The sequence below is a fragment of the Pseudomonas sp. H26/SER47-MNA-CIBAN-0231 genome (assembly GCF_040310465.1).
GTDB lineage: Bacteria > Pseudomonadota > Gammaproteobacteria > Pseudomonadales > Pseudomonadaceae > Aquipseudomonas > Aquipseudomonas atacamensis.
The window spans coordinates 356,284-372,281 of record NZ_JBEOPW010000002.1 but is presented as its reverse complement, the minus strand read 5'-3'; the positions used below and the strand labels follow the sequence as shown (position 1 = coordinate 372,281).

Here is a 15,998-nt window from a genome sequence, read left to right as displayed (position 1 = left end):
CCCTACTTAATGGATCTGAACTGAACAGCACTCACTGAGGCGTTTTCGCCGTCGGCAAGAGCTGCTCCTTGAACGGAATCTCAGCGGGTACGCTGATTCCGCTGGCAAGCCACTGACTGCTCCACCCGAGTATCAGGTTTTTGGACCAGTCGGCGACCAATAGAAACTTGGGCACGAGCTGTGATTCTTTCCACCACCCGTCCTGCTGTACCGGCCCCAGGCTCAACAGCCCGACCGCCACGACCACCAGCAACACGCCACGCGCTGCGCCGAAGGCCATGCCGAGGAATCGATCGGTCCCGGACAACCCGGTGACGCGAACCAACTCGCCGATAAGATAATTGATCATTGCGCCCACGATCAGTGTGGCGACAAACATGATGGCACAGCCCGCAATCACGCGAGCCGATGGGGTTTCGATGTATCCGGCGAGGTACTCGGACAGTGAGCCACCAAACATCCAGGCAACCGCTCCTGCGATGATCCAGGTCAGCAGCGATAACGCTTCCTTTACGAAGCCGCGGCTCAGACTGATCAATGCGGAGATGGCGATGATTGCAACGATCGCCCAGTCAACCCAGGTAAATGGCACAGTGCAGCCTACAGACGGATAAGGCGGCGCATTTTAGCAGAGCGCATGGCTGTCGGTAAGCTGCGATTGTCAGTGCTTTTCAATCGAGGTGATAGATTTCAGCCACGTTCAGGCTGAAAACGGACAACGAAGCCTTTGAGGTTCTGCTGACGACTCAGCAGATCACGCAGACGGTCGGCTTCGGCACGCTCGATCAGCGGACCGACGAACACCCGATTCTTGCCATCGGCCGAACGAATGTAGGCGTTATAACCCTGGCTGCGCAGGTTCTTCTGCAGGCTCTCGGCGCTGGCACGGCTCGACAGGCTGGCAAGTTGCACTGACCAGCTCACCGACAGACCGTTGGCATCGACGCGGCTCTGCGTGGTGTCAGGCTTGCTGGTTGCGGATGTGATCGGCCGAGCCGGCGCCGGAATCGGCTTGGCCACCGGTGGCGGCGTTGCCGGACGGGCTATCTGCGCAGGGATGGTCGGTGCCGGGGCGGCCGGGGTGGCCGGTGCAGCGGGCGCAGCTTCTTCAGCGACCTCTTCGTCCGTTGGCACCGGCTCTTGTGGCAAAGCCTGGGGCTCAGGCACGGCGACCGGGTCCATTTGCACTTGCGGCATGGCCGAAGGCTGAGGCGCAGCCGGGGCCTCGACGGTCACCTGACGCTGCTCGTCCTGGCGGGAAAACAGCATCGGCAGGAAGATCACCGCCAGCGCCACCAGCACCAGCGCGCCAACCATGCGCTGCTTGTACGCTTTATCCAGCAAAGCCATTTGCCGCTTCCTCCGTGGAGCGCCGGGCCAGCCATTCAAGGGCCTCGGCGACACAATAAAATGATCCGAACAAGAGAATCTCGTCGTCACTGGTTGCTATAGCGCACTGCCCTTCCAGAGCGGCCGCAACGCTGGCATAGGACGTTACTGAAGCACCAAGGTTCTGCAGCGCTGCCTCAAGTTCAGCCACCGGACGCGCGCGCGGCGAATCCAGCGGCGCGACAGCCCAATGCGCGACACTAGCATTCAATTCGCCAACAACACCATCGAGATCCTTGTCCGCCAGCAACCCGAACACCGCCAGACGGTTGCCAACCGGCGGCCGCGCAGCCAGACGTCGCGCGAGATATTCAGCGGCATGCGGATTGTGACCAACATCCAGCAACAGGTTCAGGCGCTTGCCGTTCCATTCGAACGAACGACGATCGAGGCGCCCGACCACGCGCGTCGCCTGCAACGCCGCGACAATCTGTTCGGCATTCCACGGCAAACCTGTCAGCAGATAGGCTTGCACCGCCAGCGCGGCGTTTTCCATCGGCAGATCAAGCAGTGGCAAATCACGCAATTCGACCGCTTGGCCCTGCGCGTCGGTACCGCGCCACTGCCAGTGCTGCTCAGTGATGCCGAGATCGAAATCGCGACCACGCAGAAAAAACGGGCAAGCCAGTTCGCGTGCCTTGTCGAGCAGCGGTTGCGGAGGATTCAGGTCGCCACACAGAGCAGGCTTGCCCTGGCGGAAGATTCCGGCCTTCTCGAAGGCTACGGATTCGCGGGTATTGCCCAGATAATCGGCGTGATCGACACCAATACTGGTGACCAGCGCGATGTCGGCATCCACCACATTGACGGTATCCAGACGCCCGCCCAGACCCACTTCAAGCACCACAGCATCAAGCGCGGACTGTTGGAACAGCCAGAACGCCGCCAGGGTGCCCATTTCGAAGTAAGTCAGGGAAGTGTCGCCGCGGCCCGCCTCGACCGCAGCAAAGGCTTCGCACAGCTGGGCGTCAGTGGCTTCGACGCCATTGAGCTGCACCCGCTCGTTGTAACGCAACAGGTGCGGAGAATTGTAGACGCCAACGCTCAGGCCCTGCGCACGCAGCAAAGAAGCCACGAACGCGCAGGTCGAACCCTTGCCGTTGGTGCCAGTGACCGTGATCACCCGAGGCGCCGGCTGGCCCAGCCCCATACGGGACGCTACCTGTTGCGAACGCTCCAGGCCCATGTCGATGGCCGACGGATGCAACTGCTCGAGGTAGGCGAGCCATTCACCAAGGGTGCGCTGGGTCATACGTTGGCAGGCACCGGCGGCACCACGATCGGCTCGATCGGCGCGGCGACGAACTTCGGCGTCGGCTTGCCGGTCATCTGTGCCAGCAGGTTACCCAGACGCGGACGCAGTTCCTGACGGTGAATGATCATGTCGATTGCACCGTGCTCCAGCAGGAATTCGCTGCGCTGGAAGCCTTCCGGCAGTTTTTCGCGCACGGTCTGCTCGATTACCCGCGGACCGGCGAAGCCGATCAGGGCTTTCGGTTCGCCAACGATGACGTCACCGAGCATCGCCAGACTGGCGGAAACGCCGCCGTAGACCGGGTCGGTCAGTACGGAGATGAACGGAATGCCTTCTTCACGCAGACGCGCAAGCACGGCCGAAGTCTTGGCCATCTGCATCAGCGAGATCAGCGCTTCCTGCATGCGCGCGCCACCGGAAGCGGCGAAGCAGATCATCGGGCAGCGGTTTTCCAGTGCGTAGTTGGCAGCGCGAACGAAGCGCTCACCGACGATGGCGCCCATGGAACCGCCCATGAAGTTGAATTCGAATGCCGAAACCACTACCGGCATGCCCAGCAGGGTACCGCTGACCGAGATCAGCGCGTCTTTTTCGCCGGTCTGCTTCTGCGCAGCAACCAGGCGATCCTTGTACTTCTTGCCGTCGCGGAATTTCAGACGGTCAACCGGCTCCAGATCAGCGCCCAGTTCGTTGCGGCCTTCCGGATCGAGGAAGATGTCGATGCGGGCACGTGCGCCGATGCGCATGTGATGGTTGCACTTGGGGCAAACGTCCAGGGTCTTTTCCAGCTCCGGACGGTACAACACCGCCTCGCAGGATGGGCATTTGTGCCACAGACCTTCAGGCACCGAGCTCTTCTTGACCTCCGAGCGCATGATCGAAGGGATCAGTTTGTCTACTAACCAGTTGCTCATGCTTTCTTTCTCCAGTACCGGCGGCCCGAACGCTCTGGTTCGCAGCCCCGCGTATGCCCTTGAGCTAAATTCATGTGTGTGGCGATGGTTGCCGAACAGTCGCGGTCAGCGCGAAACATGACCTGCGTACGATTCAGCAACCCTCAGCCGCGCCTGCTTTGTGCAAGTGCATTGATGGACGGCGGCAGACTGCCAGCCGTCACATCGACGATGTATTGCCGCGCACCGCGTTGATGAATGCGCGAATCTTGTGGTGATCCTTGATGCCTTTGCTCGCCTCTACTCCGCCGCTGACATCCACCGCGTAGGGCTTGACCCGTGCTACCGCGTCGGCAACGTTCTCCGGCGTCAGGCCGCCGGCCAGAATCAGCGGTTTGCTCAAATGTTGCGGAATCAGTGACCAGTCAAACGCCTCGCCGGTTCCGCCAGGCACCCCTTCGACATAGGTGTCGAGCAGCACGCCACTGGCGCCGGGAAAGGCATCGCAGGCGGCGGCAATGTCATCGCCGGCCTTGACCCGCAGCGCTTTGATGTACGGACGATGCCAGCCTTCACACTCCTGCGCGCTTTCGTCGCCATGGAACTGCAGCAAATCAAGCGGCACCGCATCGAGGATTTCTCCCAGCTCGCAACGACTGGCGTTGACGAACAGCCCCACGGTGGTGACGAACGGCGGCAACGCCTTGATGATCGCCCTTGCCTGCTGCACATTCACTGCACGCGGGCTCTTGGCGTAAAACACCAGACCGATCGCATCGGCACCGGCTTCGACGGCGGCCAGTGCATCTTCGATGCGGGTAATGCCACAGATCTTGCTGCGAACAGCTGACATGTCAGGAAAACCTCAAGGCAAAATCCGAAAACGTCCCGGATGGTAACAAAAGCGTCCGAGGGCGTCAGCCGTCAAGTTCGGAGAAACCCGTAAGGAAATGTGGCCCGATAAAGCGCTCGGGCAACGGGAATTCGTCGTGATACTCGACCTGCACCAGATAGAGCCCATATGGATGCGCCGTCACCCCGCCGGAGCGGCGCTCGCGACTTTCCAGCACTTCTTTCATCCACTCCACCGGGCGCTCCCCGGCACCGATGGTCATCAGCACACCGGCAATATTGCGCACCATGTGATGCAGGAAGGCATTGGCCCGAATGTCGAGCACGATCATCTTGCCGTGTCGGGTCACGCGCAGGTGATGCATCTTTTTGATCGGCGACTTGGCCTGGCACTGACCAGCCCGGAACGCGCTGAAATCGTGGGTACCGATCAGGTACTGCGCGGCCTCGGCCATACGCTCGGCGTCGAGCGGACGGTGATTCCAGGTGATTTCTTCATTGAGGTGCGCCGGGCGAATCTGATCGTTGTAGATCACATAGCGATAACGCCGGGCGATGGCCTTGAAGCGCGCATGAAAATGCGCCGGCATGACCCTGGCCCAACTGACACTGATGTCGTGGGGCAGATTGATGTTGGCGCCCATGACCCAGGCTTTCAGCGAGCGATCAACTTGAGTGTCGAAGTGCACCACTTGGCCGCAGGCATGCACGCCGGCGTCGGTACGCCCGGCGCATTGCAGGGAAACCGGTGAATTGGCGACTTTCGACAGGGCTTTTTCAAGCTCTTCCTGCACCGTCGCCACACCGGTCAACTGACGCTGCCAGCCGCTGTAGCGCGAGCCTTTGTACTCAACGCCCAGCGCGACGCGGTAAAAGCCGTCGGGCGCCATTTCAGCGACCGGGTTATCTATGTTTGCCAAGGTGGGACAGCCTGCTGATTTGCAAAGGCGGGCATTATAAGGCGGTGGGCCGGGGATGCCAGAGTTCTCTATCGGCAGTACCGCCGCCTTCGCGAGCAGGCTCGCTCCGACATTTGCAATGCATCCCCCTGTGGGAGCGAGCCTGCTCGCGAAAGCAATCGATCAGACACCGCCGAATCCGGCACAAACAAAAACGGCAGCCCCACCGGGCTGCCGCTTGTTGTTTACCGCTGAACTTACGCCAGGTTGGAAAGCATTTCCTTGGCCTCGCCCCGCTGCTTCTCATCACCCTCGGTCAACACTTCGTTGAGGATGTCACGGGCACCGTCGGCGTCGCCCATGTCGATGTAGGCCTGGGCCAGATCGAGTTTGGTCGCTGCTTCGTCGGTGCCGGCGAGAAAGTCGAAATCATCTTCACCCAGGTCATCACCCAACGCAGCGTCCGCTTCGGTGAAGCTCGGCTCGGCCATGCTTTGCGACAGGCGATCCAGCTCGGCATTGACGTCGTCCAGCTCGGCCGCGAAGGCATCCGGCTCAGCAGCCGGGTTGCTGTCCATTTCGTCCGCCAGCGACAGGTCGAAATCAGCTGGCAGCTCCAGATCGTCCTGCGGCACGTCAGCGACAACCGGCGTCTCGACCGGCGGCAAGTCCTTCACGCCGTCGTCCAGATCCAGCAGGAAGTCATCTTCAGCCAACGTGGCCGGTGATGGTTCGGCGCCGAGATCCATATCCAGATCGAAGTCCGACAGATCGTCGAGATTGTCTTTCATCTCAGTCTGTTCTTGCAGCACCGAGGCGAAGCTCAGATCGTCTTCAGCCGGAAATGCGTCGAGCTCGACAGGCGCCTCTGGCTCGACCGCTGGCGCAGGATCGACCGGGGTGATGTTGTCGAGGTCGTCCAGGCTCAAATCGAACGCGGTGTCGAGGTCGTCAGCGGCAGTCTCGGGCGCTTGCGGCTCGTCTTGCAGCAGTTCCTTGACGTACTGCGCGTCCAGCTCGGCAGCGACGGCGGCAGCCGCCAGTCCACCGGCAGCAACCACGGCCATGGCCGGGAAGCGGCTCTTCAGTGCTTCGACCTTGGCGAAGTTATCGCCATTAGCCACCAGTTGACGCTCTTGCGCAATGAACGCATCGCGATCGCCCTGCTGGCCGTAGACTTCCATCAGCTTCAGGCGCAGATCGCTGCGTTCCGGCTCAAGGCTGACGCCCTCTTCCAGCAGCGCGGCGGCTTGATTGAGGCGACCGGCATTGATGTGCGATTGCGCTTTGTCGAGCACATCATCAGAGCGTTCGCCGGCCGGGGCCACCAGTGGTGCGGCAATCGGCGCAGCCATCACCACCGGAGTGACGACCGATGCAGGGGCTGGCGCAGGTGCCGGAGCTGGCGTGTTGAGCTTGACGCTGGCTGCCGGGGTTTCCAGGCCGGAGAAACTGCTTTCCGGCAGATCCTGCTCAGCGGAGAACTCTTGCTCTTCAGCCAGAGCGCGGGCCATGCGCAGGTGCTTTTCGGCTTCCTGCTGGGCTTTGCGACGGCGCGCCAGCAGCAACAGCAGAAGCAGGAGAACCACCGCACCGCCGCCGATCAGGCCGAGCAGGATCGGATTGGTCAGCAGTTCATTGAAGGCTTTGTCGTCATCGGCGGCAGCAGGCGGCGTAGTTTCGACCACCGGCTCGACGACTGGCTCAACCGGGGTTTCCGCTGGGGGCGCGATGGCCGACTCTGGAGTCGGTGAAGCCGCTGCGGCGTCGGCCGGGGTGGCTGGCGGTGTTGCGGCCAGTTCGGCAGTAATCGCCGGCACCGGCGGCACAGCAGCAGTGGCGCCAGGCGCAGCGCCGGCGCCGTCGGCCTGCATCTTCGCCAATTGATTGTTCTTCAGCTCGATGAGCTTTTGCAGCTTGTCCAACTGGCTCTGCAGATCCGCCATGCGGCTTTTCAGTTCCTCGTTGTCACGACGGGTCGTGTCGAGGTTTTCCTGGGTGATTGCGAGCTTATTGCTAAGCGACTTGGCATCGCCGGCAGGGCCTTTCGCACCGGGCTTGGCACTTTCCGCCGAGACCAGGCTCAGATTGTCCTGAGTGTTGGCCGCTGCACCGGTATTGCCACGGCCACGATTGGTCGCATCCAACTGCTGCTGACCGGTGCCAGGCTTGGCAGTGTAACGACGGCCCTGACGCCAGGCTTCGTTCTGCGCCGCCACTTCAGCGATGGCCGCCGACTGCGGCAGCGCGGTGCTTTGTACCGGATCGGGCAGACGCAGCACCTGGCCGGTTTTCAGACGGTTGATGTTGCCGTCGATAAAGGCATTCGGATTGAGCGCCTGAATCGCCAGCATGGTCTGCTGCACCGAGCCGCCGTTGCGCGCCTTCGCGGCGATTTCCCACAGGGTGTCGCGCGGCGTAGTGGTGTACTGATTGCGATGGGTGGCGCCAGTGGTTGGCGCGGTGATGGTCTGCGACGGCGCCGGCTGCGCGGCGGCGTCAGCGGTCTGCGGCGAGAACTTCGACGGATCGAGCAGCACGCTGTAATCACGCAGCAGGCGGCCATTGGGCCACATCACCTGCACGAGGAACTTCACCATCGGTTCCGACAGCGGTTGGCTCGAGGTCACGCGCAACACGCTTTTGCCGCTGGCGTTGAGTACCGGGGTGAACGTCAGGTCATTGAGAAAAGCCTGACGGTCGACGCCGGCCTTGGCGAAATCTTCAGGGGAAGCCAGGCTCGGCACCACCTCGGCGGCGGTGAGATCCTTGACGTCGAGCAGCTCGATTTCAGCCACCAACGGCTGGTTCAGGGTCGACTTCAGGGTCAGCTCCCCGAGCCCGAGGGCATGCGCCATACCGGAGGACAGCGCCGAGGCGGCCGCTATTGCTAACACCAGTTTGCGAACTTGAACCATAGCCTCATCCTTTGTTTGAACGTTCCTCGGCCAGCGAGAAGCTTTTGAATACCGCTGCCGTAAGGCATTGCGCGCGACGACGGGGGTCGCCGCGCGCGATCATTTCTGTGCTGCCCCGGAAAGTCCCGGAGGGTGACTCGTCATCGACGCGCTTCGGGCAAGCATAGCGCTCACCTAGAATCAGTCGACAAATTGTTGCCAAGTATCTTTTACAGCAGGTCTTTTATCAACAACTCAGCCAGTTGCACGGCATTGAGCGCCGCGCCTTTGCGTACGTTATCTGACGTCAGCCAAAGATTTAGTTCCGCCGGGTCGTCGACACCACTGCGCACGCGGCCGACATAGACCACGTCCTGCCCCACCGCATCGCCGACTGCGGTCGGATAATCGCCGGCCTCGACCAGCTCGATGCCCGGTGCTGCCTCGAGCGCTGCGTTGACCTTTTCCAGGTCAACAGCGCTGCCTGACTGCAAGGTCACGCTAAAGCTATCGCCAAAAAACACCGGGGCTTGAACGCAAGTGGCAGAAATCTTCAATAAAGGTTTTGCCAGAACCTGGCGCAGCTCTCGAACCAATCGTTTTTCCAGCAGCGTGTGGCCCTGCGCATCAGGCGTACCGACTTGTGCCAGCAGGTTGAACGCCATCTGCCGGTCGAAGAACGTCGGTTCCAGCGGACGCATGTTGAGCAGCTCGGCAGTCTGCCGCGCGAGCTCGGTGACCGCCTCGCGACCTTGGGCAGAAACGGCCAGGTTGGCGGTGACGTTGACGTATTGCAGATCGAGCAGATCGAGCAACGGCGCCAGCACCACGGCAAGCGTAGTGGCCGACGGGCTTGGGCTGCTGACCTGGAACGGGCTTTTCAGACTGGCGAGAATATCGGCATTGGCCTCGGGCACCACTTGTGGCGCCTGATCCGCAGGCAACGCGCCGGACAGGTCGATCAGTGAGCAACCTGCAGCATGGGCGCGAGCGGCGTAGCTCAGCGACACCGCAGCGCCGGCAGCGAAGAATACCAGTCTGACCTTGCTGAAATCGAACTCGTCGACCTCGCGCACGCGGACGTTTTTGTTGCGGAACAGCACCGAGCTGCCGGCCGATTCGCTGCTGGCCAGCAGGTGCAAATTGCCGACCGGGAAGTCGCGTTCTTCGAGAATCTGTACGAGGGTTTCGCCGACAGTACCGGTGGCGCCGATAACGGCGATATCGAAAGTCTGGGTCATGGAGCTACCTCTGGCAAAACGGGGGGAGCGGCACTTTACCGGGTGGGTGGCGCACAGGCAATTTCTGCCCGTACCGATCATTCCCACGCTCTGCGTGGGAATGTCTCAACGGACGCTCCGCGTTCTGCTTTGGAAGGGACGCAGAGCGTCCCGGGATGCATTCCCACGCGGAGCATGGGAACGATCATTGCGCATAAAAAAACCCGCACCTCTCACAAGGCACGGGCTCTTTCATTGCTTCAAGCGATCAACGCTCCAGCAGGATCCGCAGCATGCGGCGCAGCGGTTCGGCCGCGCCCCACAGCAGCTGGTCGCCGACGGTGAAGGCGCCGACGAATTGCGAACCCATGTTCAGCTTGCGCAGACGACCGACCGGTACATTCAGGGTGCCGGTGACCTTGGTCGGGCTCAGCTCCTGCATGCTGATCTCGCGGTTGTTCGGTACCAGCTTGACCCACGGGTTGTGCTGGCTGATCAGCCCTTCGATATCGGCGATCGGTACGTCTTTGTTCAGCTTGATGGTCAGCGCCTGGCTGTGGCAGCGCATGGCGCCGATGCGCACGCAGATGCCGTCGACCGGGATCGGGCTCTTGAAGCGACCGAGGATCTTGTTGGTCTCGGCCTGGGCCTTCCACTCTTCGCGGCTCTGGCCGTTCGGCAGCTCCTTGTCGATCCACGGGATCAGGCTGCCGGCCAGAGGTACACCGAAGTTTTCGGTCGGGTAGGCTTCGCTGCGCATGGCTTCGGCCACGCGACGGTCGATGTCGAGGATCGCGCTGGCCGGGTCGGCCAGTTGATCGGCGACAGCGGCGTGGGTCGCGCCCATCTGCTTGATCAGTTCACGCATGTTCTGCGCGCCGGCACCGGAGGCCGCCTGATAGGTCATGGCGCTCATCCACTCGACCAGACCGGCCTCGAACAGACCGCCCAGGCCCATCAGCATCAGGCTGACGGTGCAGTTGCCGCCGATGTAGTTCTTGGTGCCCGCGTCCAGCTGCTGGTCGATGACCTTACGGTTGACCGGGTCGAGAATGATCACCGCGTCATCGTTCATGCGCAGGCTCGACGCCGCGTCGATCCAGTAGCCCTGCCAGCCGGCTTCACGCAGCTTGGGGAATACTTCGCTGGTGTAGTCGCCGCCCTGGCAGGTCAGGATCACGTCGAGGGTCTTCAGCTCGTCAATACTGTAAGCGTCCTTGAGCGGAGCAATGTCCTTGCCCACGGACGGGCCTTGGCCACCGACATTGGACGTGGTGAAAAACACCGGCTCGATAAGATCGAAATCCTGCTCTTCCAGCATCCGCTGCATGAGCACGGAACCGACCATCCCGCGCCAACCGATCAGACCTACACGTTTCATCGCAACTACACCTTCTTGAAAAGTGGGCCGCTGCTTTGTATTGAATTTCGCAGCGGGCCCGAGAGATTACAGATTCCGCAGCGCGGCGACTACTGCGTCGCCCATTTCCTGCGTACCGACTTTGGTACAACCGGCCGAGTGGATGTCGCCGGTGCGCAAGCCCTGATCGAGCACGACACTGACGGCTTTTTCGATGGCATCGGCAGCGTCGTGCAGATTGAAGCTGTAACGCAGCATCATCGATACCGACAGGATCGTCGCCAGCGGGTTGGCAATGCCTTTACCGGCAATGTCCGGGGCCGAACCGTGGCACGGCTCGTACATGCCCTTGTTATTGGAGTCCAGGGAGGCCGAAGGCAGCATGCCGATCGAACCGGTGAGCATCGACGCTTCGTCGGAGAGGATGTCGCCGAACATGTTGTCGGTGACGATCACGTCGAACTGCTTGGGTGCGCGCACCAACTGCATGGCGGCGTTGTCGACGTACATGTGGCTCAGCTCGACTTCCGGGTAATCCTTGGCCACCTGCTCGACCACTTCACGCCACAACTGGCTGGATGCCAGGACGTTGGCCTTGTCCACTGAGCAGAGCTTCTTGCCACGCACCATGGCCATGTCGAAACCGACACGGGCGATGCGGCGGATTTCGCTTTCGCTGTACGGCAGGGTGTCGTAGGACTGACGCTCGCCGTTGTCCAGCGTACGGGTGCCACGCGGCGCGCCGAAGTAAATGCCGCCGGTCAGCTCACGAACAATGAGGATGTCCAGACCGGCGACGATTTCCGGTTTCAGGCTCGATGCGTCGGCCAGTTGCGGATAGAGGATCGCCGGGCGCAGGTTGCCAAACAGTCCCAGTTGCGCGCGGATTTTCAGCAGACCGCGCTCAGGGCGGATGTCACGCTCGATGGTGTCCCATTTCGGGCCACCGACAGCGCCCAGCAGCACGGCATCGGCGGCGCGGGCGCGATCGAGGGTTTCGTCGGCCAGCGGCACGCCATGCTTGTCGATGGCCGCGCCACCGATCACGTCGTGGCTCAGCTCGAAGCCCAGGCTGTACTTGTCATTGGCCAATTCCAGCACCTTGACCGCTTCGGCCATGATTTCCGGACCAATACCGTCACCCGGGAGAATCAGAATCTGCTTGCTCATGCTTTCCTCGTGTCTTCAAGCGGTGCGCCAGTGAACGGCGCGCCGGGAAAAATTCTTATCGCTCGGCCATCAGTACGATGACATCGGTACTGAACGAGCCGTCGGCATCTATCTCAAAATACTCACGCACTTCGTTGCCCATCGACTGCTGCAACTGGCGGATCGCCGCGCGCATCACGTCAGGTGTGCGCATGCGCTCGACCCAACTGCTGTACTCCAGACGCAGGCGCTGACGGGTGGTCCTGCGCACATGCAGTCCGGCCTCGCTGACCTGGCGCAGCCACTCGGCGGCGGAGTAGTCGCGCACGTGGCTGGTGTCGCGCAGCACTTCAACGCTTTGCAGGTAAGTGTCGAACAACGCACTGCCCGGTGACAACACATCAACGAACGCTGCCACCCCGCCCGGCTTCAGCACCCGACGCACTTCGCGCAAGGCCAGACCGAGGTCGCTCCAGTGATGCGCCGAGTACCGGCTAAACACAAAATCGAACTCGCCATCGACGAACGGCAAGCGCTCGGCAGCGCCGTTGACGGTAATGATATTGCTCAAGCCGCGATCGACGGCAGCGCCGGCAACCACATCAAGCATTTGCTGCGACAAGTCGCAAGCCACCACTTCCTTGACCAAGGGAGCGACGTGGAAACTGACATGGCCTGCGCCGCAACCCAAGTCCAGCACACGAGCCTCGCCCTGCCCGGCCAGTTCAGCCTGTAGCAGCGCGAATTCGCTGCCTTGGGCGTGAACCGCGCTGCTCAGGTAAGCGGCGGCCTGTTCGCCGAATTGCTTCTGGACGACCTGGGTGTGCTGGGCGGTGCTGGTCATGGATCACATCCTGTAAGCAGTGTTATTTGAAATACATTCCCTGTGGGAGCGAGCCTGCTCGCGAAGAGGCCCGCCCTGACTACATCAATCCCGAATCAAGCGTCGCGAAACAACCACGGCTGACTAACCCGATGCTTGGCTTCGAACGTCGCGATCGCATCGCCGTCCTGCAAGGTCAGGCCGATATCGTCCAGACCGTTGAGCAGGCAGTGCTTGCGGAACGCATCGATCTCGAAGCTGTACACCTTGCCATCCGGGCGGGTCACGGTCTGCGCCTGCAAGTCGATCTGCAATTGATAACCCGGCTCGGCTTCAACCTGCTTAAACAGTTCATCAACTTCTGCATCGCTGAGAATGATCGGCAGCAGGCCGTTCTTGAAACTGTTGTTGAAGAAGATGTCGGCGTAACTCGGCGCGATGATGCTGCGGAAACCGTACTCTTCCAGCGCCCACGGCGCGTGTTCACGGCTCGAGCCGCAGCCGAAGTTCTCGCGGGCGAGCAATACGCTGGCACCCTGATAACGCTCGGCGTTGAGGACGAAATCCTTGTTCAACGGGCGCTTGGAGTTGTCCTGGTACGGCTGGCCGACATCCAGATAACGCCACTCATCGAACAGGTTCGGACCGAAGCCGGTGCGCTTGATCGACTTCAAGAACTGCTTGGGAATGATCTGATCAGTGTCGACGTTGGCACGATCCAGAGGCGCAACAAGACCAGTGTGCTGAGTAAATGCCTTCATCTTTACTGTGCTCCTTGGATCAATTCACGAACGTCGATGAAACGGCCGTTCACCGCTGCTGCCGCCGCCATGGCCGGGCTGACCAGGTGGGTACGGCCACCGGCGCCCTGACGGCCTTCGAAGTTACGGTTGGAAGTCGAGGCGCAATGCTCGCCGGACTCCAAACGGTCCGGGTTCATCGCCAGGCACATCGAGCAACCCGGCTCGCGCCATTCGAAACCGGCCTCAAGGAAAATCTTGTCCAGCCCTTCAGCTTCCGCCTGCGCCTTGACCAGACCCGAGCCCGGCACGACGATCGCCTGCTTGATGGTCGAGGCCACCTTGCGGCCCTTGGCGATGACCGCAGCAGCGCGCAAGTCTTCGATGCGCGAGTTGGTGCAGGAACCGATGAATACGCGATCAAGCTGAATGTCGGTGATTGCCTGATTGGCGGTCAAACCCATGTATTTCAAGGCGCGGACGATCGAGTCGCGCTTGACCAGATCCATTTCCTTGGCCGGGTCCGGCACGTTCTGATCAACGGCCAAAACCATCTCTGGAGAAGTGCCCCAGCTGACTTGCGGCTTGATCTGCGTGGCGTCCAGCTCGACCACGGTATCGAACTTGGCATCGGCGTCGGAGACCAGGTCTTTCCAGGCTTCGACGGCCATGTCCCACTGCTCGCCTTTCGGCGCGAATGGACGACCTTTGACGTAGTCGATGGTCTTCTGATCCGCCGCCACCAGGCCGACGCGGGCGCCGGCTTCGATGGACATGTTGCAGATGGTCATGCGGCCTTCGACGGACAGATCGCGGATCGCGCTGCCGGCAAATTCGATGGCGTGGCCGTTACCGCCGGCGGTGCCGATCTTGCCGATCACCGCAAGGACGATGTCCTTGGCGGTCACGCCGAACGGCAATTGGCCTTCGACGCGCACCAGCATGTTTTTCATTTTCTTGGCCACCAGGCACTGCGTGGCGAGCACGTGCTCGACCTCGGATGTGCCGATGCCGTGGGCCAACGCACCGAATGCGCCGTGGGTCGAGGTGTGCGAGTCACCGCAGACCACGGTCATGCCCGGCAAGGTCGCGCCCTGCTCCGGACTGATGACGTGAACGATGCCCTGACGCACGTCGTTCATCTTGAACTCGACGATGCCGTATTCATCACAATTGTCGTCGAGGGTCTGCACTTGCAAACGCGAAACCTGATCGGCAATGGCTTCGATGCCGCCCTTGCGCTCCGGGGTGGTCGGTACGTTGTGGTCCGGGGTCGCAATGTTGGCATCGATGCGCCAAGGCTTGCGCCCGGCCAGACGCAAGCCTTCGAAAGCTTGCGGCGAAGTCACTTCGTGGATGATGTGACGATCGATGTAGATCAGCGCCGAGCCATCGTCGCGCTGCTTGACCAAATGCGAATCCCAGAGCTTGTCGTAGAGCGTTTTGCCGGCCATCAGACGGTTCCTCATCAGCTTGTTTCTATGCCCTGGGCTTATCAATAACCCTTTGGCTTGTGAGGCCGATCCTATGGGGTTAGATTAAATAACTCAAATTCATATTTTTTATGCTTTGGATAACCAACTGGAATGCGACATGGACTTGGCTAACCTCAACGCTTTTATTGCCATCGCCGAGACCGGCAGCTTCTCCGGCGCCGGCGAACGCCTTCATCTGACCCAACCGGCGATCAGCAAGCGCATCGCCGGTCTTGAGCAGCAATTGAAGGTGCGCCTGTTCGACCGCTTGGGCCGTGAAGTCGGCCTGACCGAGGCCGGTCGCGCCCTGCTGCCACGGGCTTATCAGATTCTCAACGTGCTCGACGACACCCGCCGCGCCCTGACCAACCTGACCGGCGAGGTCAGCGGTCGCCTGACGCTGGCCACCAGTCACCACATCGGCCTGCATCGCTTGCCGCCTCTATTAAGGGAGTTCACCCGCCGCTACCCACAGGTTGCGCTGGATATTCAGTTTCTTGATTCGGAAGTGGCCTACGAGGAAATTCTCCACGGCCGCGCAGAATTGGCGGTCATCACCCTCGCACCAGAGCCGCATACTCTGGTCAAAGCCACGCCGGTATGGGACGACCCGCTGGATTTCGTCGTCGCCCCGGAGCATTCGCTGATCAACAACGGTGCCGTCAGTCTGGCGGACATCGCCGGCCATCCGGCGGTTTTCCCCGGCGGCAACACCTTTACCCACCACATCGTCCAGCGTTTGTTCGAAGCTCAGGGCCTGACGCCAAACATCGCCATGAGCACCAACTACCTGGAAACCATCAAGATGATGGTCTCCATCGGCCTGGCCTGGAGCGTGCTGCCGCGCACCATGCTCGACGAACAAGTGGCAAGCATCGCATTGCCGGGCATACAGCTCACTCGCCAGCTAGGCTATATCTTGCACACCGAACGGACGCTATCGAATGCAGCACGCGCCTTCATGGCCCTGCTGGATGCACAGATCGATCGGCCAGGGATCCCGGCCTGACTTGTGCTACTCCTATAGAGCCGCTCCTGTGCCTCAC

At 61.2% G+C, this 15,998-nt stretch carries 14 protein-coding genes; 1 reads left to right on the top strand and 13 read right to left on the bottom strand.

Annotated features, from left to right (window positions below; all coding sequences use genetic code 11):
* Nucleotides 1–31: 31 nt before the first annotated feature.
* The 13 genes from AAEZ10_RS04415 to leuC all read right to left on the bottom strand — a co-directional run bounded on the left by AAEZ10_RS04415 (nt 32) and on the right by leuC (nt 14,931).
* Nucleotides 32–592 carry a CvpA family protein gene (locus tag AAEZ10_RS04415; protein ID WP_016773942.1) on the bottom strand — a complete coding sequence of 187 codons (561 nt, stop codon included), beginning with the start codon at nt 590–592 and terminating at the stop codon, nt 32–34.
* 98 nt (nt 593–690) lie between these two features.
* A complete protein-coding gene (locus tag AAEZ10_RS04410; protein ID WP_350567943.1) occupies nt 691–1,350 on the bottom strand; it encodes an SPOR domain-containing protein in 660 nt (219 codons plus the stop codon).
* Entirely contained in the window at nt 1,334–2,641 is a 1,308-nt protein-coding gene (folC, locus tag AAEZ10_RS04405) for a bifunctional tetrahydrofolate synthase/dihydrofolate synthase (protein ID WP_350567940.1), read from the bottom strand. Before folC ends, AAEZ10_RS04410 begins: the two co-directional genes overlap by 17 nt.
* Nucleotides 2,638–3,558 (bottom strand): acetyl-CoA carboxylase, carboxyltransferase subunit beta, encoded by a 921-nt coding sequence (gene accD / locus AAEZ10_RS04400; RefSeq protein ID WP_016773939.1) that lies wholly within the window; start codon nt 3,556–3,558, stop codon nt 2,638–2,640. The genes folC and accD overlap by 4 nt, the downstream gene beginning before the upstream one ends.
* Nucleotides 3,559–3,757: 199 nt before the next feature.
* Nucleotides 3,758–4,390 carry a phosphoribosylanthranilate isomerase gene (locus AAEZ10_RS04395; RefSeq protein WP_024012391.1) on the bottom strand — a complete coding sequence of 211 codons (633 nt, stop codon included), beginning with the start codon at nt 4,388–4,390 and terminating at the stop codon, nt 3,758–3,760.
* Nucleotides 4,391–4,454: 64 nt separating this feature from the next.
* Entirely contained in the window at nt 4,455–5,279 is an 825-nt protein-coding gene (truA, locus tag AAEZ10_RS04390; protein ID WP_016773937.1) for a tRNA pseudouridine(38-40) synthase TruA, read from the bottom strand.
* 266 nt (nt 5,280–5,545) lie between these two features.
* Complete coding sequence (locus tag AAEZ10_RS04385; RefSeq protein WP_350567936.1) at nt 5,546–8,206, bottom strand: FimV/HubP family polar landmark protein; 2,661 nt, start codon at nt 8,204–8,206, stop codon at nt 5,546–5,548.
* Nucleotides 8,207–8,415: 209 nt separating this feature from the next.
* Nucleotides 8,416–9,426, bottom strand: a complete 1,011-nt coding sequence (locus AAEZ10_RS04380; protein WP_122506453.1) for an aspartate-semialdehyde dehydrogenase — start codon at nt 9,424–9,426, stop codon at nt 8,416–8,418.
* A gap of 247 nt (nt 9,427–9,673) precedes the next feature.
* On the bottom strand, nt 9,674–10,786 hold the full coding sequence (gene asd / locus AAEZ10_RS04375) for an aspartate-semialdehyde dehydrogenase (protein WP_071171651.1): 1,113 nt from the start codon (nt 10,784–10,786) through the stop codon (nt 9,674–9,676).
* 66 nt (nt 10,787–10,852) lie between these two features.
* Complete coding sequence (leuB, locus tag AAEZ10_RS04370; protein WP_016773933.1) at nt 10,853–11,935, bottom strand: 3-isopropylmalate dehydrogenase; 1,083 nt, start codon at nt 11,933–11,935, stop codon at nt 10,853–10,855.
* Nucleotides 11,936–11,990: 55 nt separating this feature from the next.
* Nucleotides 11,991–12,758, bottom strand: a complete 768-nt coding sequence (locus AAEZ10_RS04365) for a class I SAM-dependent methyltransferase (RefSeq protein WP_350567932.1) — start codon at nt 12,756–12,758, stop codon at nt 11,991–11,993.
* Nucleotides 12,759–12,853: 95 nt separating this feature from the next.
* Nucleotides 12,854–13,498 (bottom strand): 3-isopropylmalate dehydratase small subunit, encoded by a 645-nt coding sequence (leuD, locus tag AAEZ10_RS04360; protein WP_024012386.1) that lies wholly within the window; start codon nt 13,496–13,498, stop codon nt 12,854–12,856.
* 2 nt (nt 13,499–13,500) lie between these two features.
* Nucleotides 13,501–14,931, bottom strand: a complete 1,431-nt coding sequence (gene leuC / locus AAEZ10_RS04355) for a 3-isopropylmalate dehydratase large subunit (protein ID WP_024012385.1) — start codon at nt 14,929–14,931, stop codon at nt 13,501–13,503.
* A 139-nt stretch (nt 14,932–15,070) separates the two neighbouring features.
* On the opposite strand from leuC, the gene AAEZ10_RS04350 reads away from it, so the two are divergent.
* Nucleotides 15,071–15,961, top strand: a complete 891-nt coding sequence (locus AAEZ10_RS04350) for a LysR family transcriptional regulator (protein WP_024012384.1) — start codon at nt 15,071–15,073, stop codon at nt 15,959–15,961.
* The last annotated feature ends 37 nt before the right edge of the window (nt 15,962–15,998 follow it).